The organism is Nocardioides marmorisolisilvae, assembly GCF_031656915.1.
In the GTDB taxonomy this organism is placed as follows: Bacteria; Actinomycetota; Actinomycetes; order Propionibacteriales; family Nocardioidaceae; genus Marmoricola; species Marmoricola terrisoli.
This window is the reverse complement of the sequence record NZ_CP134227.1, coordinates 2,145,654-2,161,724: the sequence shown is the minus strand read 5'-3', so window position 1 is coordinate 2,161,724 and position 16,071 is coordinate 2,145,654. Positions and strand designations below refer to the sequence as shown.

General features: G+C 67.2%; 29 protein-coding genes. All 29 read left to right on the top strand.

What is annotated here, in order from left to right; translation table 11 throughout:
• Positions 1–18 precede the first annotated feature (18 nt).
• The 29 genes from rplC to Q9R13_RS10250 all read left to right on the top strand — a co-directional run bounded on the left by rplC (position 19) and on the right by Q9R13_RS10250 (position 16,007).
• Positions 19–687: a 50S ribosomal protein L3 gene (gene rplC, locus Q9R13_RS10390; protein WP_310961089.1), complete on the top strand. Its 669-nt coding sequence runs from the start codon at positions 19–21 to the stop codon at positions 685–687.
• A gap of 2 nt (positions 688–689) precedes the next feature.
• Positions 690–1,592 carry a 50S ribosomal protein L4, sunset domain variant gene (gene rplD / locus Q9R13_RS10385; protein WP_310961088.1) on the top strand — a complete coding sequence of 301 codons (903 nt, stop codon included), beginning with the start codon at positions 690–692 and terminating at the stop codon, positions 1,590–1,592.
• Positions 1,593–1,656: 64 nt separating this feature from the next.
• Positions 1,657–1,956: a 50S ribosomal protein L23 gene (gene rplW / locus Q9R13_RS10380; protein ID WP_310961087.1), complete on the top strand. Its 300-nt coding sequence runs from the start codon at positions 1,657–1,659 to the stop codon at positions 1,954–1,956.
• A gap of 2 nt (positions 1,957–1,958) precedes the next feature.
• Positions 1,959–2,792, top strand: a complete 834-nt coding sequence (gene rplB, locus Q9R13_RS10375) for a 50S ribosomal protein L2 (RefSeq protein WP_310961086.1) — start codon at positions 1,959–1,961, stop codon at positions 2,790–2,792.
• Positions 2,793–2,808: 16 nt separating this feature from the next.
• Entirely contained in the window at positions 2,809–3,090 is a 282-nt protein-coding gene (rpsS, locus tag Q9R13_RS10370) for a 30S ribosomal protein S19 (RefSeq protein ID WP_310961084.1), read from the top strand.
• Positions 3,091–3,118: 28 nt separating this feature from the next.
• Positions 3,119–3,532, top strand: a complete 414-nt coding sequence (rplV, locus tag Q9R13_RS10365) for a 50S ribosomal protein L22 (protein ID WP_310961082.1) — start codon at positions 3,119–3,121, stop codon at positions 3,530–3,532.
• Complete coding sequence (gene rpsC / locus Q9R13_RS10360; RefSeq protein ID WP_310961080.1) at positions 3,532–4,380, top strand: 30S ribosomal protein S3; 849 nt, start codon at positions 3,532–3,534, stop codon at positions 4,378–4,380. Before rplV ends, rpsC begins: the two co-directional genes overlap by 1 nt.
• 5 nt (positions 4,381–4,385) lie before the next feature.
• A complete protein-coding gene (rplP, locus tag Q9R13_RS10355) occupies positions 4,386–4,805 on the top strand; it encodes a 50S ribosomal protein L16 (RefSeq protein ID WP_310961079.1) in 420 nt (139 codons plus the stop codon).
• The gene (gene rpmC, locus Q9R13_RS10350; protein ID WP_458295146.1) at positions 4,805–5,053 is read left to right on the top strand and encodes a 50S ribosomal protein L29; all 249 of its coding nucleotides are present in this window, start codon (positions 4,805–4,807) and stop codon (positions 5,051–5,053) included. The genes rplP and rpmC overlap by 1 nt, the downstream gene beginning before the upstream one ends.
• The gene (gene rpsQ / locus Q9R13_RS10345) at positions 5,050–5,343 is read left to right on the top strand and encodes a 30S ribosomal protein S17 (protein ID WP_310961078.1); all 294 of its coding nucleotides are present in this window, start codon (positions 5,050–5,052) and stop codon (positions 5,341–5,343) included. The genes rpmC and rpsQ overlap by 4 nt, the downstream gene beginning before the upstream one ends.
• Positions 5,344–5,377: 34 nt before the next feature.
• Positions 5,378–5,746 carry a 50S ribosomal protein L14 gene (rplN, locus tag Q9R13_RS10340; protein ID WP_310961077.1) on the top strand — a complete coding sequence of 123 codons (369 nt, stop codon included), beginning with the start codon at positions 5,378–5,380 and terminating at the stop codon, positions 5,744–5,746.
• Positions 5,746–6,111 (top strand): 50S ribosomal protein L24, encoded by a 366-nt coding sequence (gene rplX, locus Q9R13_RS10335; RefSeq protein WP_310961076.1) that lies wholly within the window; start codon positions 5,746–5,748, stop codon positions 6,109–6,111. The genes rplN and rplX overlap by 1 nt, the downstream gene beginning before the upstream one ends.
• An 11-nt stretch (positions 6,112–6,122) precedes the next feature.
• On the top strand, positions 6,123–6,701 hold the full coding sequence (gene rplE, locus Q9R13_RS10330; RefSeq protein WP_310961075.1) for a 50S ribosomal protein L5: 579 nt from the start codon (positions 6,123–6,125) through the stop codon (positions 6,699–6,701).
• 1 nt (position 6,702) lies between these two features.
• Complete coding sequence (locus Q9R13_RS10325; protein WP_310961074.1) at positions 6,703–6,888, top strand: type Z 30S ribosomal protein S14; 186 nt, start codon at positions 6,703–6,705, stop codon at positions 6,886–6,888.
• A 151-nt stretch (positions 6,889–7,039) separates the two neighbouring features.
• A complete protein-coding gene (gene rpsH, locus Q9R13_RS10320; RefSeq protein ID WP_310961073.1) occupies positions 7,040–7,459 on the top strand; it encodes a 30S ribosomal protein S8 in 420 nt (139 codons plus the stop codon).
• A 26-nt stretch (positions 7,460–7,485) separates the two neighbouring features.
• A complete protein-coding gene (rplF, locus tag Q9R13_RS10315) occupies positions 7,486–8,028 on the top strand; it encodes a 50S ribosomal protein L6 (protein ID WP_310961072.1) in 543 nt (180 codons plus the stop codon).
• A gap of 79 nt (positions 8,029–8,107) precedes the next feature.
• The gene (rplR, locus tag Q9R13_RS10310) at positions 8,108–8,491 is read left to right on the top strand and encodes a 50S ribosomal protein L18 (protein WP_310965071.1); all 384 of its coding nucleotides are present in this window, start codon (positions 8,108–8,110) and stop codon (positions 8,489–8,491) included.
• 26 nt (positions 8,492–8,517) lie between these two features.
• Complete coding sequence (gene rpsE, locus Q9R13_RS10305) at positions 8,518–9,132, top strand: 30S ribosomal protein S5 (RefSeq protein ID WP_310961071.1); 615 nt, start codon at positions 8,518–8,520, stop codon at positions 9,130–9,132.
• Complete coding sequence (gene rpmD / locus Q9R13_RS10300) at positions 9,132–9,326, top strand: 50S ribosomal protein L30 (RefSeq protein ID WP_397217666.1); 195 nt, start codon at positions 9,132–9,134, stop codon at positions 9,324–9,326. The genes rpsE and rpmD overlap by 1 nt, the downstream gene beginning before the upstream one ends.
• Positions 9,323–9,763: a 50S ribosomal protein L15 gene (gene rplO / locus Q9R13_RS10295; RefSeq protein ID WP_310961069.1), complete on the top strand. Its 441-nt coding sequence runs from the start codon at positions 9,323–9,325 to the stop codon at positions 9,761–9,763. Before rpmD ends, rplO begins: the two co-directional genes overlap by 4 nt.
• A 92-nt stretch (positions 9,764–9,855) precedes the next feature.
• Entirely contained in the window at positions 9,856–11,151 is a 1,296-nt protein-coding gene (gene secY / locus Q9R13_RS10290; RefSeq protein WP_310961068.1) for a preprotein translocase subunit SecY, read from the top strand.
• The gene (locus Q9R13_RS10285) at positions 11,152–11,727 is read left to right on the top strand and encodes an adenylate kinase (RefSeq protein ID WP_310961067.1); all 576 of its coding nucleotides are present in this window, start codon (positions 11,152–11,154) and stop codon (positions 11,725–11,727) included.
• A 43-nt stretch (positions 11,728–11,770) separates the two neighbouring features.
• The gene (gene map / locus Q9R13_RS10280; protein ID WP_310961066.1) at positions 11,771–12,610 is read left to right on the top strand and encodes a type I methionyl aminopeptidase; all 840 of its coding nucleotides are present in this window, start codon (positions 11,771–11,773) and stop codon (positions 12,608–12,610) included.
• A 282-nt stretch (positions 12,611–12,892) separates the two neighbouring features.
• Positions 12,893–13,114, top strand: coding sequence for a translation initiation factor IF-1 (gene infA, locus Q9R13_RS10275; RefSeq protein ID WP_027860491.1), 222 nt, complete (start codon positions 12,893–12,895; stop codon positions 13,112–13,114).
• Positions 13,115–13,141: 27 nt separating this feature from the next.
• Entirely contained in the window at positions 13,142–13,255 is a 114-nt protein-coding gene (rpmJ, locus tag Q9R13_RS10270; protein ID WP_004008316.1) for a 50S ribosomal protein L36, read from the top strand.
• 193 nt (positions 13,256–13,448) lie between these two features.
• Entirely contained in the window at positions 13,449–13,823 is a 375-nt protein-coding gene (gene rpsM, locus Q9R13_RS10265; RefSeq protein ID WP_310961053.1) for a 30S ribosomal protein S13, read from the top strand.
• Between the two features lie 65 nt (positions 13,824–13,888).
• Positions 13,889–14,284 (top strand): 30S ribosomal protein S11, encoded by a 396-nt coding sequence (rpsK, locus tag Q9R13_RS10260; protein WP_310961052.1) that lies wholly within the window; start codon positions 13,889–13,891, stop codon positions 14,282–14,284.
• A 34-nt stretch (positions 14,285–14,318) separates the two neighbouring features.
• Positions 14,319–14,927, top strand: a complete 609-nt coding sequence (gene rpsD / locus Q9R13_RS10255) for a 30S ribosomal protein S4 (protein ID WP_310961051.1) — start codon at positions 14,319–14,321, stop codon at positions 14,925–14,927.
• Between the two features lie 60 nt (positions 14,928–14,987).
• Positions 14,988–16,007 (top strand): DNA-directed RNA polymerase subunit alpha, encoded by a 1,020-nt coding sequence (locus Q9R13_RS10250; RefSeq protein WP_310961049.1) that lies wholly within the window; start codon positions 14,988–14,990, stop codon positions 16,005–16,007.
• Positions 16,008–16,071: the final 64 nt, after the last annotated feature.

Below are 16,071 nucleotides of genomic sequence, written 5' to 3'. Positions count from 1 at the left end.
CCAGGAGACGACTGCGCCATGAGCACTACAGAACGCAACGTGAAGGGCCTGCTGGGCACGAAGCTCGGCATGACCCAGACCTGGGACGAGAACAACCGCGTCGTCCCGGTGACCGTCGTCGCCGCGAACACCAACGTGGTCACCCAGGTCCGCACCCCGGAGAGCGACGGCTACAACGCCATCCAGGTCGGCTTCGGTGAGATCGACGGCAAGGCGGTCACCAAGCCCGCCGCCGGCCACTTCGGCAAGGCCGGGGTCACCCCGCGTCGCCACCTGGTGGAGATCCGGACCGCCGACGCTGCCTCCTACGAGGTCGGCCAGGAGCTCGGTCTGGACACCTTCGCCGCCGGGGACGACGTCGACGTGACCGGCACCAGCAAGGGCAAGGGCTTCGCCGGAACGATGAAGCGTCACGGCTTCTCCGGCGTCGGCGCCTCCCACGGTGCTCACCGCAACCACCGCAAGCCCGGCTCCATCGGGGCCTGTGCGACGCCCGGCCGTGTCTTCAAGGGCACCCGGATGTCCGGCCGGATGGGCACCGACACCGTCACCACCCAGAACATCACCGTGCACGCGGTCGACGCCGACAAGGGCCTGATCCTGCTCAAGGGTGCCGTCCCCGGGCCGAAGGGTGGCCTGCTGGTCATCCGGACCGCCGCGAAGAAGATCGAGAACGGAGGCGCGTGAGCATGGCTGACAGCGCTGTGAAGACCGTCGAGGTCCAGCTTCCCGCCGAGATCTTCGGCGTGGAGCCCAACATCCCGCTGATGCACCAGGTCGTGGTGGCCCAGCAGGCCGCTGCCCGTCAGGGCACGCACGCGACCAAGACCCGCGGCGAAGTCCGCGGCGGTGGTCGCAAGCCCTACAAGCAGAAGGGCACCGGCCGCGCTCGTCAGGGCTCGACCCGCGCGCCTCAGTTCGCCGGTGGTGGCGTCGTGCACGGCCCCAGGCCGCGCAGCTACGACCAGCGGACCCCGAAGAAGATGAAGGCTGCCGCCCTGCGCGGTGCGCTCTCCGACCGCGCCGGTGCGGGTCGTATCCACGTGCTGGAGGCGCTGGTCCCGGGCGGCAAGCCCTCGACCAAGGCCGCCGTGGAGACCCTCAACGCGCTCACCCAGAACCGCCGCCAGCTCGTCGTGCTCGAGCGTGACGACGCGGTGACCTGGTTGTCGCTGCGCAACGTCGCCTCGGTGCACCTGCTGGCCGTCGACCAGCTCAACACCTACGACGTGCTGCTCTGCGACGACGTGGTCTTCACCAAGGGCGCCTACGACGCGTTCGTGTCGGGCGGCTCCGGTGCGCAGGCATCCGAGACCCCCGCCCCTGCCGCGGCCCCCGTGGTCGAGGCCGTCGAGGCGGAAGCCGACGCCGAGGCCGTCGACCTGCCGGCGGGCGCCAAGGCGCCGCTGAAGAGCGGGAACGCACCCAAGGGCTACGAGATCAAGGGCAACCGCGACTCGATGAAGTTCCACGAGCCCGGCGGTCAGTGGTACGACGCCACCGTCGCCGAGCTCTGGTTCAAGACCGCCGAGGACGCCGAGGCAGCCGGGTTCACCCGCGCCGGCGGCGCTGCTGAGGAGAAGAGCCAGTGAGCGAGCGCGCGAGCGAACAGACAAGCACAGCAGCCCGGCTCTTCGAGCCGACGAAGGAGGCACGATGAGCACCCTGCACAAGGACCACCGCGACGTGCTGATCGCGCCGGTCGTGAGCGAGAAGAGCTACGGCCTGCTCGACGCGAACAAGTACACCTTCGTGGTCCGGCCGGACGCCAACAAGACCGAGATCAAGATCGCGGTCGAGAAGGTGTTCAACGTCAAGGTCACCTCCGTGAACACGCTGAACCGCAAGGGCAAGACCCGCCGTACCCGCACCGGGATCGGCCGGCGCGCGAACTCCAAGCGCGCCGTGGTCAGCCTCGCCGAGGGCCACCGCATCGACATCTTCGGAGGCAACTGATCATGGCTATCCGCAAGTACAAGCCGACCACGCCGGGCCGCCGTGGCTCGTCGGTGGCCGACTTCGTGGAGATCACCCGCACGACGCCGGAGAAGTCGCTGGTCAAGCCGCTGCCCAAGAAGGGCGGCCGCAACAACCAGGGTCGGATCACCACCCGCCACCAGGGTGGCGGCCACAAGCGTGCCTACCGGGTCATCGACTTCCGCCGCTACGACAAGGACGGCGTGCCCGCCACGGTCGCGCACATCGAGTACGACCCCAACCGCACCGCGCGGATCGCGCTGCTGCACTACGCCGACGGCGAGAAGCGCTACATCATCGCGCCGGTCGGGGTCAGCCAGGGCACCGCGATCGAGGCCGGTGTGGGTGCCGACATCAAGCCGGGCAACAACCTGCCGCTGCGCAACATCCCGGTCGGTACGACGATCCACTGCATCGAGCTGCGACCCGGTGGCGGCGCCAAGATCGCCCGCTCCGCCGGCATCTCCGCACAGCTGGTCGCCAAGGAGGGCTCCCGCGCACAGCTGCGGATGCCGTCCGGCGAGATGCGCTACGTCGACGTCCGCTGCCGCGCCACCATCGGTGAGGTCGGCAACGCCGAGCAGTCCAACATCAACTGGGGCAAGGCCGGCCGGATGCGCTGGAAGGGCAAGCGCCCGACCGTCCGCGGTGTCGTGATGAACCCGGTCGACCACCCGCATGGCGGTGGCGAGGGCAAGACCTCCGGTGGTCGCCACCCGGTCTCGCCCTGGGGCAAGCCCGAGGGCCGTACGCGCAAGCGCAAGGCCAGCGACGCCATGATCGTCCGCCGCCGCAAGTCCGGCAAGAAGCGCTGAGTAGGGAAGTAGAGACATGCCTCGCAGCCTGAAGAAGGGCCCGTTCGTCGACGACCACCTGATGAAGAAGGTGGACACGCAGAACGAGGCCGGCACCCACACCGTGATCAAGACGTGGTCGCGTCGCTCGATGATCGTGCCGGCCATGATCGGCCACACGCTCGCCGTACACGACGGACACAAGCACGTGCCCGTGTTCGTGACCGACTCGATGGTCGGCCACAAGCTCGGCGAGTTCGCGCCGACCCGCACCTACCGCGGGCACGTCAAGGACGACCGGAAGAGCCGCCGCCGCTGATTCGCGGCGTCAAGGAGAGATTGAGCCAATGAGCACAGTTGAGCGTAGGCGCACCAGCGCCCGCCGCGACACGCTGCTGGGCGACCAGCCCGGCGCGTTCGCGAGCGCCCGCTTCACCCGGATCGCCCCGATGAAGGCCCGCCGCGTGGTCGACATGGTCCGCGGCCTGCCCGTCGACGACGCGCTGGCGCTGCTCCAGTTCGCGCCGCAGGCGGCCAGCGAGACCGTCTACAAGGTCCTGGAGTCCGCGATCGCGAACGCAGAGACCACCGAAGACCTCGACCGGGGCACCCTCGTGGTGACCAAGGCGATGGTCGACGAGGGGCCGACGATGAAGCGGTGGCGGCCGCGCGCACAGGGCCGGGCCACCCGGATCAACAAGCGCACCAGCCACATCACGCTCGTCGTACAGCCCGCGGAGGCCAAGGAGGCCGGCAAGTAATGGGTCAGAAGATCAACCCGAACGGGTTCCGCCTCGGCGTTTCCATCGACCACAAGAGCCGGTGGTACGCCGACAAGCTCTACAAGTCGTACGTCGGCGAGGACGTCGCGATCCGCAAGCTGCTCTCCAAGGGCATGGAGCGGGCCGGCATCTCGAAGGTGGAGATCGAGCGCACCCGTGACCGGGTCCGCGTCGACATCCACACCGCACGGCCGGGCATCGTCATCGGTCGCCGTGGCGCCGAGGCCGACCGCATCCGTGGCGAGCTCGAGAAGCTCACCGGCAAGCAGGTGCAGCTGAACATCCTCGAGGTCAAGAGCCCCGAGATCGACGCACAGCTGGTCGCCCAGGGCGTCGCCGAGCAGCTCTCCGGTCGCGTGCAGTTCCGTCGCGCGATGAAGAAGGCCATGCAGACCTCGATGCGCTCCGGTGCCAAGGGCATCCGGATCCAGTGCTCGGGTCGGCTCAACGGCGCTGAGATGTCGCGCTCGGAGTTCTACCGCGAGGGCCGGGTGCCGCTGCACACGCTGCGCGCGGACATCGACTACGGCTTCTACGAGGCCCGCACCACCTTCGGCCGGATCGGCGTGAAGGTCTGGATCTACAAGGGCGAGGTCGCCGGCACGCGTGCCGAGCGCGAGGCGCAGGCAGCTGCTCGCGCCGCTGCTCCCGGCCGTGGCCGGGGCGCGCGCACCGACCGTCCCAACCGCGGCACCCGCGGCGCGGCGGGCGACCGTCCGACCCGCGCGGACCGCGGCGCACAGGCCCCGGCGACCGCCGAGGCTCCGACCACCGAGGCCGCGGCCCCCGCTGCCGCCGAGGCCACCGCAACCAACGGGGAGGGCTGAGCACCATGTTGATGCCCCGCAGGGTCAAGCACCGCAAGCAGCACCACCCGAAGCGGACCGGTGCGGCCAAGGGCGGCACGAAGCTCGCCTTCGGTGACTACGGGATCCAGGCGACTGAGAGCGCCTACGTCACCAACCGGCAGATCGAGTCCGCTCGTATCGCCATGACGCGCCACATCAAGCGTGGCGGCAAGGTGTGGATCAACATCTACCCCGACCGCCCGCTGACCAAGAAGCCCGCCGAGACCCGGATGGGCTCGGGCAAGGGCTCGCCGGAGTGGTGGGTCGCCAACGTCAAGCCCGGACGGATCATGTTCGAGCTCTCGGGTGTGCCCGAGGACGTTGCCCGCGAGGCGATGCGTCGTGCGATCCACAAGCTCCCGATGAAGTGCCGGTTCGTCACTCGTGAGGCAGGTGAATTCTGATGGCAGGGTCCAACACCACCGAGATGGACGAGCTGAACAACGTCGATCTCGAGACGAAGCTGCGCGAGGCCAAGGAGGAGCTGTTCAACCTCCGGTTCCAGGCCGCCACCGGTCAGCTTGAGAGCCATGGCCGGCTTCGGTCGGTCAAGAAGGACATCGCCCGGATCTACACCGTGGTGCGCGAGCGCGAGCTCGGCATCCGCACGGCCCCGGGCAGCAAGGCCGAGTCTGAGGAGATTGGCGCATGAGCGAGAACGCAGTCGACAGCGCGGTGAGCGACACCGAGGCGCGCTCGGCCCGCAAGGTCCGCGAGGGCCTGGTGGTCAGCGACAAGATGGACAAGACCGTGGTCGTGTCCGTCGAGGACCACGTCAAGCACGCCCTGTACGGCAAGGTGATGCGGCGTACGTCGCGCCTGAAGGCGCACGACGAGCAGAACGCCTGCGGTGCCGGTGACCGGGTGCTGATCATGGAGACCCGCCCGCTGAGCGCGACCAAGCGCTGGCGTGTCGTGGAGATCCTCGAGAAGGCGAAGTAGGCCCGGCGAGAGCCGAGGAGACAAGGAAAAGACAGTGATCCAGCAGGAATCGCGACTGAAGGTCGCCGACAACACCGGTGCCAAGGAGATCTTGTGCATCCGCGTGTTGGGTGGGTCGGGCCGTCGCTACGCCGGCATCGGTGACGTCATCGTCGCCACCGTCAAGGACGCCATCCCCGGAGGCGGTGTGAAGAAGGGTGACGTGGTCAAGGCCGTCGTCGTCCGCACCGTCAAGGAGCGTCGGCGTCCCGACGGGTCCTACATCCGCTTCGACGAGAACGCGGCAGTGATCCTCAAGTCCGACGGCGAGCCCCGTGGCACGCGCATCTTCGGCCCCGTGGGTCGAGAGCTGCGCGACAAGAAGTTCATGAAGATCATTTCGCTCGCACCGGAGGTGCTCTGATGAGCGTTCACGGCCCCGCCATCAAGAAGGGCGACACCGTCAAGGTCATCGCCGGCAAGGACAAGGGCGCTGAAGGCAAGGTCATCGCGGTGCTCCGTGAGGAGCAGAGGGTGATCGTCGAAGGCGTGAACCGCGTCAAGAAGCACACCAAGCAGGTCAACCAGGGCGGCAACGCCGGCACCACGGGCGGCATCATCACCACCGAGGCGCCGATCCACGTCTCCAACGTGATGCTGGTCGACGGCAAGGGCACGACCCGGGTCGGCTACAAGCGCGTCGAGGCGACCAAGCGGCGCCCCGACGGATCGACCTACCAGGTGGAGCGCAGCGTCCGTGTCTCCCGCAAGACCGGTGAAGAGATCTAGTGAGCAATCTGATGACTGAGACAACGACAGCAGCCGAGCGGGTCACCCCTCGGCTCAAGACGAAGTACCGCGAGGAGATCGTCCCGGCGCTCCGCGAGCAGTTCGGCCACGCCAACGTGATGCAGGTGCCCGCGCTGACCAAGATCGTGGTCAACATGGGTGTCGGCGAGGCGGCGCGTGACTCGAAGCTGATCGAGGGCGCGGTCAACGACCTCACCCAGATCACCGGTCAGAAGCCGCAGGTGACCCGGGCCCGCAAGTCCATCGCGCAGTTCAAGCTGCGTGAGGGCATGCCGATCGGTGCGCACGTCACGCTGCGCGGCGACCGGATGTGGGAGTTCCTCGACCGCCTGCTGGCGCTCGCACTGCCCCGGATCCGTGACTTCCGCGGTCTCTCCGACCGCCAGTTCGACGGTCGCGGCAACTACACCTTCGGCCTGACCGAGCAGGTGATGTTCCACGAGATCAACCAGGACCGCATCGACCGCTCGCGCGGGATGGACATCACGGTGGTGACCACCGCGACGAACGACGACGAGGGCCGCGCGCTGCTCAAGCAGCTCGGGTTCCCCTTCAAGGAGGCCAACTGACATGGCGAAGACCGGACTGAAGGTCAAGGCGGCGAAGCAGCCGAAGTTCAAGGTGCGCGGCTACACCCGCTGCCAGCGCTGCGGTCGTCCCAAGGCGGTCTACCGCAAGTTCGGCCTGTGCCGGATCTGCCTGCGGGAGATGGCCCACCGCGGTGAGCTCCCGGGCGTGACCAAGAGCTCTTGGTGACGGCGACTGACCGCGTCGGCCGCCAGCCAGACCGGGGCCCCGCCCCGACCCCCATTCGTGGTCGCGGTGCAGAAGGCCGAGACCACACAACAGAAGACGTAGCAGGTCCACGGCGCCGCCGGGGAAACCACTTCGAGAAAGTACACACACCATGACGATGACTGACCCGATCGCAGACATGCTGACGCGTCTGCGCAACGCCAACCAGGCGTACCACGACTCGGTGTCGATGCCCTACAGCAAGCTGAAGGAGGGCGTCGCCGCCATCCTGAAGCAGGAGGGGTACATCACCTCCTACTCGGTGCGCGACAACGTCGACGCGAACGGCGGACCCGCGGTGGGTCGCACGCTCGACGTCACCTTGAAGTACGGCCGCAACCGAGAGCGCTCGATCGCAGGCGTGCGCCGGATCAGCAAGCCCGGCCTGCGCGTCTACGCCAAGCACACCGCGCTGCCCAAGGTCCTCGGTGGCCTCGGCGTCGCGATCATCTCGACCAGCCAGGGTCTGCTCACGGACCGCCAGGCCAACAGCAAGGGCGTAGGTGGGGAAGTCCTCGCCTACGTCTGGTAGCCCGAGACCAGGAGGAGGAACGCACGATGTCGCGTATTGGCAAGCTCCCCGTCCCGGTTCCTGCCGGCGTGGACGTGACCGTCGATGACCAGCTGGTCACCGTGAAGGGGCCCAAGGGCACCCTGAGCCACTCCGTGGCCGCGCCCATCACCGTGGACCGCGCCGAGGACGGAACCCTGCAGGTCAAGCGCCCCGACGACGAGCGGCAGAGCCGCTCGCTGCACGGGCTGACCCGCACGCTGATCAACAACATGGTCCTCGGGGTCACCGAGGGCTACGAGAAGAAGCTCGAGATCGTCGGCGTGGGTTACCGCGTGCTCTCCAAGGGCCCGACCCAGCTCGAGTTCCAGCTCGGCTACTCCCACTCGATCACCTTCAACGCCCCCGAAGGCATCACCTTCACGGTGGAGGGCCCGACCAAGCTGGGGGTCCAGGGGATCGACAAGCAGCTCGTCGGCGAGGTGGCCGCCAACATCCGCAAGCTGCGCAAGCCAGAGCCCTACAAGGGCAAGGGCGTGCGCTACGCGGGAGAACACATTCGCCGCAAGGTCGGAAAGGCCGGCAAGTGATGGCGAACGCGCAGAGAGCCGGCATGACGCCGGGCGAAGCAGCGCTCAACTGCAAGGTCGGAAAGGCTGGTAAGTGACGATGGCCATCGCGCTGAAGTCAGGCAAGCACACCTCGTCCCGCACCGCATCGCGGCTGCGGCGCCAGGTCCGCGGCCGCAAGAAGGTCAGTGGCACGTCGGAGCGCCCGCGCCTCGTCGTGACCCGTTCGTCGCGGCACATCACCGTGCAGGTCGTCGACGACCTGGTGGGCAGGACGCTCGCGTCGGCGTCCACCATGGAGGCGGACCTGCGCATGCTGGGCGGGGACAAGACCGCCAAGGCCCGTCGGGTCGGCGAGCTGGTGGCCGAGCGGGCGAAGGCCCAGGGTGTGACCGCGGCCGTGTTCGACCGAGCCGGCAACAAGTACCACGGTCGCGTTGCGGCCCTTGCTGAGGGCGCCCGCGAGGGCGGCCTGACCTTCTAAGGTCTCTGAGGAAAGAGGTAGATCTCATGAGCGGACCGCAGCGCGGACAGCGCGGCGATCGACGCGGAGGTCGTGACGACCGTCGCGGCCAGGGCGCCGACAAGAACCAGTACATCGAGCGCGTCGTCGCGATCAACCGCGTCGCCAAGGTCGTCAAGGGTGGTCGTCGCTTCAGCTTCACCGCCTTGGTGATCGTCGGCGACGGTGACGGCATGGTCGGCGTCGGCTACGGCAAGGCCCGCGAGGTGCCGGCCGCGATCGCCAAGGGCGTGGAGGAGGCGAAGAAGCACTTCTTCCGCGTCCCCCGCATCCAGGGCACCATCCCGCACCCGGTCCAGGGTGAGAAGGCTGCGGGCGTCGTACTGCTGCGTCCGGCGTCCCCCGGTACCGGTGTGATCGCCGGTGGGCCGGTGCGTGCGGTGCTCGAGTGCGCAGGCATCCACGACGTGCTCAGCAAGTCGCTGGGGTCGTCGAACCAGATCAACATCGTGCACGCGACCGTCGAGGCGCTGAAGATGCTCGAGGAGCCCGAGGCAGTGGCTGCTCGTCGCGGCCTCTCCGTGGAGGAGGTCGCCCCGGCGGCGCTGCTCAGGGCACGTCAGGAGCCCGCCGCCACGGTTCCGGCTGGGGTGAGCGAGTGATGGCGATCCGGGTCGAGCAGAAGAAGTCGACGATCGGCTGCAAGAAGAACCAGCGCGACACCCTGCGCTCGCTGGGTCTCAAGCGCATCGGCGACGTCGTCGTCAAGGAGGACCGCCCGGAGATCCGGGGCATGGTCGACACCGTCCGCCACCTGGTGACGGTCGAGGAAGTTAGTGGAGAAGCACAGCGATGACTCTCAAACTCCATCACCTGCGCCCGGCTCCGGGCGCGAAGACTGCGAAGACGCGCGTCGGTCGTGGTGAGGGCTCGAAGGGCAAGACCGCGGGTCGCGGCACCAAGGGCACCAAGGCGCGCTACCAGGTTCCGGCCGCCTTCGAGGGTGGCCAGATGCCGATCCACATGCGGCTCCCCAAGCTCAAGGGCTTCAAGAACCCGTTCAAGGTCGAGTTCCAGGTCGTGAACCTCGACCGCATCGCAACGCTCTTCCCCGAGGGCGGCTCGGTGTCGGTCGACGATCTGGTGGCCAAGGGCGCGGTCCGCAAGGGCCAGCCCGTCAAGGTCCTCGGCCAGGGTGATCTCTCCGTCGCCGTCCAGGTGAGCGCTCACAAGTTCTCGTCCAGCGCCAAGGAGAAGATCTCCGCGGCGGGTGGCACCACCACCGAGCTTTGAGCTTTCGTTAGGCTGCCACGGCGCGGCACCGCACGTCGGTCGACCGCGCCGCGGGGCACACGACGAGGGACGCATAAGAAAGAGGCCACGAATTGCTTCGTGCATTCGCCAACGCTTTCCGGACACCGGACCTGCGACGCAAGTTGCTGTTCGTGCTGTTCATCGTGGCCGTCTTCCGCCTGGGCTCGCAGGTCCCGACGCCGGGCGTGCACATGGCCAACGTCCAGGAGTGCTTCAAGGCCAACGGCAACAACGGCATCTACGGCCTGATCAACCTGTTCTCCGGTGGCGCGCTGCTCCAGTTGACCGTGTTCGCGCTGGGGATCATGCCCTACATCACCGCGAGCATCATCCTGCAGCTGCTCACCGTGGTGATCCCGAGGCTGGAGACCCTCAAGAAGGAGGGGCAGGCCGGGCAGAGCAAGATCACCCAGTACACGCGCTACCTCACGCTGGCCCTCGCCGTGCTCCAAGCGACCGGCATCGTGGCGCTGGCCCGGACCGGCAACCTGATCCAGGGCTGCAACAAGGACCTGCTGTACCACAACGACACCAAGACGGCGCTGATCATGGTGGTCACCATGACCGCCGGCACCGGCATCATCATGTGGCTCGGTGAGCTGATCACCGACCGTGGCATCGGCAACGGCATGTCAATCCTGATCTTCACCCAGATCATCTCGCGGTTCCCGCTGAGCCTCTGGGAGGTCAAGAAGTCGAACGGCTGGTACGTCTTCGGCGGCGTGCTGATCATGGGCTTCGCGATCATCGCCGCGGTGGTGTTCATCGAGCAGGCGCAGCGCCGAATACCGGTGCAGTACGCCCGGCGAATGGTCGGGCGGAAGATGTTCGGCGGCAGCTCGACGTACATCCCGCTGAAGGTCAACCAAGCCGGCGTCATCCCGGTGATCTTCGCCTCCAGCCTCCTCTACCTCCCGGCGATGGCGGTGAGCTTCAACCAGAACTCCACCTCGCCGATCATCACCTGGATCTCGACCTACCTCGTCAAGGGCGATCATCCGATCTACATGGCGTTGTACTTCATCATGATCGTCTTCTTCACCTACTTCTACGTCGCGATCACCTTCGACCCAGAGGAAGTCGCGGACAACATGAAGAAGTACGGAGGCTTCATCCCCGGGATCCGGGCGGGCAAGCCGACGCAGGAATACCTCAGCTACGTCCTGTCCCGCATCACGCTGCCCGGCTCGCTCTATCTCGGAATCATCTCGTTGATCCCGCTGATCGCACTGGTTCTGGTCAACGCGAACCAGAACTTCCCCTTCGGTGGCACCTCGATCCTCATCATGGTCGGTGTGGCACTCGATACGATCAAGCAGATCGAGAGCCAGTTGCAGCAGCGCAACTACGAAGGGTTCCTGAGATAAATGCGCATGATCCTGATGGGCCCTCCGGGGGCCGGCAAGGGCACCCAGGCCAAGTTCGTCGCCGATCACTTCGGCATTCCGGCCATCTCGACCGGTGACATCTTCCGGTTCAACGTCTCCGAAGGCACCCCGCTGGGTGTCGAGGCGAAGAAGTACATGGACGCCGGTGAGTACGTGCCGGACGAGGTCACCAACCTGATGGTGCGCAACCGGATCGACGAGGACGACGCCAAGCCCGGCTTCCTGCTCGACGGCTACCCGCGGACCCTGGCCCAGGTCGAGGAGCTCGACGGGATGGTCAAGTTCACCGGCCACGAGCTCGACGCGGTCGTGGTGCTCACCGCGGACGCCGACGAGCTGGTGGCCCGGCTGCTGCAGCGCGCGCAGGTCGAAGGGCGTGCCGATGACACCGAGGACGTCATCCGGCGCCGCCAGGAGGTGTACGCCGAGCAGACCGAGCCGCTGATCGAGGTCTACCGGGACCGGGGCCTTCTCGTCGAGATCGACGGCATGGGCGACGTCGATGACGTGACCGGCCGCATCTTCGCCGCGCTCGACGCGGTCAGGCAGAGCTGAGCGGGCTCCGCGCAGCGCAGCCGCTCCGATGAACGGGTAGTCGATGTCCTTCCGGGACCGTGGCGTCGAGATCAAGACGCCGGACCAGATCGCGAAGATGCGTGTGGCCGGCCTCCTGGTCGGACAGACCCTGGAGCTGCTGCGCGGCGCGGTGGCACCTGGGGTCACCACTGGTGAGCTCGACGCGCTGGCCGAACAGAACATCCGTGACGGCGGGGGCGTGCCGTCGTTCCTGGGCTACGGCGAGCCGCCGTTCCCGGCGACGATCTGCGCGTCTGTCAATGACGAGGTCGTGCACGGGATCCCCGGTGCTCGCCGGCTCGAGGACGGCGACATCGTGTCCATCGACTGCGGGGCGATCGTCGCGGGCTGGCACGGCGACGCCGCCCTCACCGTGCCGGTCGGTGAGGTGAGTGCGGCCGCCCGGTCGCTGATGCGCGTCACCGAGGAGGCGATGTGGCGTGGCTTCGCCGCCGCCCGGCTCGGTGGTCGAGTCACCGACATCTCGCACGCGGTCGAGAGCTACGTCCGCTCGCAGCCCCACCCCGACGGCGGCAGCTTCGGGATCGTCGAGGACTACACCGGCCACGGCATCGGCACCGCGATGCACCAGCCGCCCAACGTGCCCAACTTCGGCCGTCCCGGCCGGGGACCGAGGCTCGAGCGGGGGCTCGCCCTGGCCGTCGAGCCTATGATCACCTTGGGCAGCAAGCGGACCCTGGTCGAGGACGACGACTGGACGATCACCAGCGAGGACGGCAGCTGGGCAGCGCACTTCGAGCACACCTTCACGCTCACCCCCAACGGGGTGTGGGTCCTGACCGCGATCGACGGCGGCCGGGCGAAGCTGGAGGAGCTCGGGGTGCCGTACGGCGGCGACTGAGCGGGCGACGGCCGGCAGCGGCGCCACCCCGATTAACGGTTTGGAGCAGTCTTCGCCTAGACTGGTGCGTCGGCCCAACGTGGGTCCGTTTTGTGGTGCCTCGCGGCTGCCCGAAATCCGTGTGCGTGACGTGCTCCGTCACGCCCGCGGGCGAGGGAAGAGGTGCTTCGGACGGCCCGACGAGGTCCACCGGAACTGCCGGTCCCTGAGCGTGTCGAAGGGCCCGGTCCCGGGCGGTTCGCGGGCCAACGGTAGACGACGAGACAACAGATTGTGGAGGACATGCCGAAGAAAGAAGGCGTGATCGAGATGGAGGGCTCCGTCGTGGAGGCCCTTCCCAATGCCATGTTCCGGGTCGAGCTGACCAACGGACACAAGGTTCTCGCCCACATCAGCGGCAAGATGCGCCAGCACTACATCCGGATCCTCCCCGAGGACCGGGTCGTGGTGGAGCTCTCGCCGTACGACCTCACGCGGGGTCGCATCGTCTACCGCTACAAGTAACAGCCGAACTAGCAAGAAAGGGCTGACATGAAGGTCAACCCGAGCGTGAAGCCGATCTGTGACAAGTGCAAGGTGATCCGTCGCCATGGCCGCGTCATGGTGATCTGCGAGAACCCGCGCCACAAGCAGCGCCAGGGCTGAGAGCCCGACCACACAACTGAACAAGCCATCGACGTGATCGCTACGTCCTGCCCACCGGTGACCAGTCGCCGGGCCAGGACCGAAATACCTCCGGAGCGGATGGCCGGAGCCCACAGCAGCGAGTGCCGTGGGGCGCATCACGACCAGACCACCGTGAAAGTCGAAGGGGAGACCCTTCAGGAAAGGGCCATACATGGCACGCCTCGTTGGTGTGGACCTCCCGCGCGACAAGCGCATCGAGGTCGCACTCACCTACATCTACGGCATTGGCCGTACCCGCGCCCAGCAGGTGCTCGCCGCGACCGGGGTCGACCCGAACGCCCGAGTGCACACCCTGGGTGACGAGGAGCTCGTGAAGCTCCGTGACGAGATCGAGGGCAACTTCAAGATCGAGGGCGACCTCCGTCGTGAGGTCCAGGCCGACATCCGACGCAAGGTCGAGATCGGCAGCTACCAGGGTCGCCGCCACCGTCAGGGCCTCCCGGTCCGCGGTCAGCGCACCAAGACCAACGCCCGCACCCGGAAGGGTCCCAAGCGGACCGTCGCCGGCAAGAAGAAGGCCAAGTGATCGGCGCTCCCGTGCGCCGCCACGATCACGTCACCGAACTTTCGAGAACCTCAAGGAGTATCTGAATGCCTCCCAAGAGCCGCACCGCGAAGGTGCGCCGCAAGGAGAAGAAGAACGTCGCGCAGGGCGAAGCCCACATCAAGAGCACGTTCAACAACACGATCGTCACGATCACCGACCCGACCGGTGCGGTGATCTCCTGGGCCTCGGCCGGAACCGTCGGCTTCAAGGGCTCGCGCAAGTCCACCCCGTTCGCCGCGCAGATGGCCGCCGAGGCCGCCGGGCGCCGGGCGATGGACCACGGCATGAAGAAGATCGATGTCTTCGTCAAGGGCCCGGGCTCGGGCCGTGAGACCGCGATCAGGTCCTTGGGAGCGATCGGCCTCGAGGTCGGCACCATCCAGGACGTCACGCCCACCCCGCACAACGGTTGCCGCCCGCCCAAGCGCCGGCGCGTCTGACCGGCGACGACGAGAGAGTCTAAGGAGAAGTTCCATGGCCCGCTACACCGGCCCCATGACCAAGAAGTCGCGCCGTCTCGGTGTCGACCTCGTCGGCGGCGACGCCGCGTTCGAGAAGCGTCCCTACGCTCCCGGCCAGCACGGTCGCGCGCGTATCAAGGAGAGCGAGTACCGCAACCAGCTGCAGGAGAAGCAGAAGGCCCGCTTCACCTACGGCGTGATGGAGAAGCAGTTCCACCGCTACTACGACGAGGCATCGCGTCGTGCCGGCAAGACCGGTGACAACCTGCTCCAGCTGCTGGAGTGCCGCCTGGACAACGTCGTCTACCGCGCCGGCTTCGCCCGGACCCGTCGCCACGCTCGCCAGCTGGTGGTGCACGGCCACTTCCGGGTGAACGGCCACAAGGTCGACATCCCGTCGTACCAGGTAGCGGCGCACGACATCATCGACGTGCGCGAGAAGAGCCTGGAGATGACCCCGTTCATCGTCGCGCGCGAGACGCACGGCGAGCGGATCGTGCCGGCCTGGCTCGAGGCGCTTCCGAACCGGATGAGGATCCTGGTGCACTCGCTGCCCGTCCGCGCCCAGATCGACATGCCGATCCAGGAACAGCTCATCGTCGAGTACTACTCCAAGAAGTAACCACCCCAAACACCGTTCGAGCCCGTCAAATAGCGGGTGGGCTCGGAAAGGAAGACACCAGTGCTCATCGCTCAGCGCCCGACCCTGTCGGAAGATGTCGTCGACGAGTTCCGCTCGCGGTTCGTGATCGAACCGCTGGAGCCCGGCTTCGGCTACACGCTCGGCAACTCGCTGCGTCGCACCCTGCTGTCCTCGATCCCGGGGGCCTCGGTGACCAGCATCAAGGTGGACACGGCTCTGCACGAGTTCTCCACCATCGAGGGCGTCAAGGAAGACGTCACCGAGATCATCCTCAACCTCAAGGGTCTCGTCGTCTCCTCCGAGCACGACGAGCCGGTCACGATGTACCTGCGCAAGCAGGGCTCTGGTGACGTCACCGCAGCGGACATCGCGCCGCCGGCGGGGGTCGAGGTGCACAACCCCGACCTGAAGATCGCCACCCTGAACGACAAGGGCAAGCTCGAGATGGAGCTCGTCGTCGAGCGCGGCCGTGGCTACGTCAGCTCTGCGCAGAACAAGGGTGCCGACAACGAGATCGGGCGGATTCCGGTCGACTCGATCTACTCGCCCGTGCTGAAGGTGACCTACAAGGTCGAGGCCACCCGTGTCGAGCAGCGCACCGACTTCGACAGGCTGGTCATCGACGTCGAGACCAAGCAGTCGATCCGTCCCCGCGACGCGATCGCGTCGGCCGGCAAGACCCTGGTCGAGCTGTTCGGCCTGGCGCGCGAGCTGAACGTCGAGGCCGAGGGCATCGACATCGGTCCGTCCCCGGTCGACGAGCAGCTTGCCCAGGACCTCGCCCTCCCGGTCGAGGACCTGGCGCTGACCGTCCGGTCGTACAACTGCCTCAAGCGCGAGGGCATCCACACCGTGGGTGAGCTCATCGCCCGCTCGGAGCAGGACCTTCTCGACATCCGCAACTTCGGGGCCAAGTCGATCGACGAGGTCAAGGCGAAGCTCGTCGAGATGGGCCTGTCGCTGAAGGACAGCGCTCCTGGCTTCGACCCGGCTGCGGCGCTTGCGGCGTACGACGAGGACTACGACGACCAGAGCTACCAGGAGGACGAGCAGCTCTGAGCTGCTCGGGCCCTCTGCGGGACCATCGAAGAACCATCTATCCCGGTACCTGACACGGCCGGGG

Excerpts from the sequence above, each read along its gene's own strand:
- rpsK (WP_310961052.1), top strand. The coding sequence starts at position 13,889 with ATGCCTCCCAAGAGCCGCACCGCGAAGGTGCGCCGCAAGGAGAAGAAG.
- rpsC (WP_310961080.1), top strand. The coding sequence starts at position 3,532 with ATGGGTCAGAAGATCAACCCGAACGGGTTCCGCCTCGGCGTTTCCATC.
- rpsS (WP_310961084.1), top strand. The coding sequence starts at position 2,809 with ATGCCTCGCAGCCTGAAGAAGGGCCCGTTCGTCGACGACCACCTGATG.
- Q9R13_RS10285 (WP_310961067.1), top strand. The coding sequence starts at position 11,152 with ATGCGCATGATCCTGATGGGCCCTCCGGGGGCCGGCAAGGGCACCCAG.
- rpmC (WP_458295146.1), top strand. The coding sequence starts at position 4,805 with ATGGCAGGGTCCAACACCACCGAGATGGACGAGCTGAACAACGTCGAT.
- rplB (WP_310961086.1), top strand. The coding sequence starts at position 1,959 with ATGGCTATCCGCAAGTACAAGCCGACCACGCCGGGCCGCCGTGGCTCG.
- rpmJ (WP_004008316.1), top strand. The coding sequence starts at position 13,142 with ATGAAGGTCAACCCGAGCGTGAAGCCGATCTGTGACAAGTGCAAGGTG.
- rpsH (WP_310961073.1), top strand. The coding sequence starts at position 7,040 with ATGACGATGACTGACCCGATCGCAGACATGCTGACGCGTCTGCGCAAC.
- infA (WP_027860491.1), top strand. The coding sequence starts at position 12,893 with ATGCCGAAGAAAGAAGGCGTGATCGAGATGGAGGGCTCCGTCGTGGAG.
- rplV (WP_310961082.1), top strand. The coding sequence starts at position 3,119 with ATGAGCACAGTTGAGCGTAGGCGCACCAGCGCCCGCCGCGACACGCTG.
- rplX (WP_310961076.1), top strand. The coding sequence starts at position 5,746 with ATGAGCGTTCACGGCCCCGCCATCAAGAAGGGCGACACCGTCAAGGTC.
- rplF (WP_310961072.1), top strand. The coding sequence starts at position 7,486 with ATGTCGCGTATTGGCAAGCTCCCCGTCCCGGTTCCTGCCGGCGTGGAC.
- rpsD (WP_310961051.1), top strand. The coding sequence starts at position 14,319 with ATGGCCCGCTACACCGGCCCCATGACCAAGAAGTCGCGCCGTCTCGGT.
- rplR (WP_310965071.1), top strand. The coding sequence starts at position 8,108 with ATGGCCATCGCGCTGAAGTCAGGCAAGCACACCTCGTCCCGCACCGCA.
- rplW (WP_310961087.1), top strand. The coding sequence starts at position 1,657 with ATGAGCACCCTGCACAAGGACCACCGCGACGTGCTGATCGCGCCGGTC.
- rpsE (WP_310961071.1), top strand. The coding sequence starts at position 8,518 with ATGAGCGGACCGCAGCGCGGACAGCGCGGCGATCGACGCGGAGGTCGT.
- rplE (WP_310961075.1), top strand. The coding sequence starts at position 6,123 with ATGACTGAGACAACGACAGCAGCCGAGCGGGTCACCCCTCGGCTCAAG.
- rplP (WP_310961079.1), top strand. The coding sequence starts at position 4,386 with ATGTTGATGCCCCGCAGGGTCAAGCACCGCAAGCAGCACCACCCGAAG.
- rplO (WP_310961069.1), top strand. The coding sequence starts at position 9,323 with ATGACTCTCAAACTCCATCACCTGCGCCCGGCTCCGGGCGCGAAGACT.
- map (WP_310961066.1), top strand. The coding sequence starts at position 11,771 with ATGTCCTTCCGGGACCGTGGCGTCGAGATCAAGACGCCGGACCAGATC.
- rplD (WP_310961088.1), top strand. The coding sequence starts at position 690 with ATGGCTGACAGCGCTGTGAAGACCGTCGAGGTCCAGCTTCCCGCCGAG.
- Q9R13_RS10325 (WP_310961074.1), top strand. The coding sequence starts at position 6,703 with ATGGCGAAGACCGGACTGAAGGTCAAGGCGGCGAAGCAGCCGAAGTTC.
- rplC (WP_310961089.1), top strand. The coding sequence starts at position 19 with ATGAGCACTACAGAACGCAACGTGAAGGGCCTGCTGGGCACGAAGCTC.
- rpsQ (WP_310961078.1), top strand. The coding sequence starts at position 5,050 with ATGAGCGAGAACGCAGTCGACAGCGCGGTGAGCGACACCGAGGCGCGC.
- rpmD (WP_397217666.1), top strand. The coding sequence starts at position 9,132 with ATGGCGATCCGGGTCGAGCAGAAGAAGTCGACGATCGGCTGCAAGAAG.
- rpsM (WP_310961053.1), top strand. The coding sequence starts at position 13,449 with ATGGCACGCCTCGTTGGTGTGGACCTCCCGCGCGACAAGCGCATCGAG.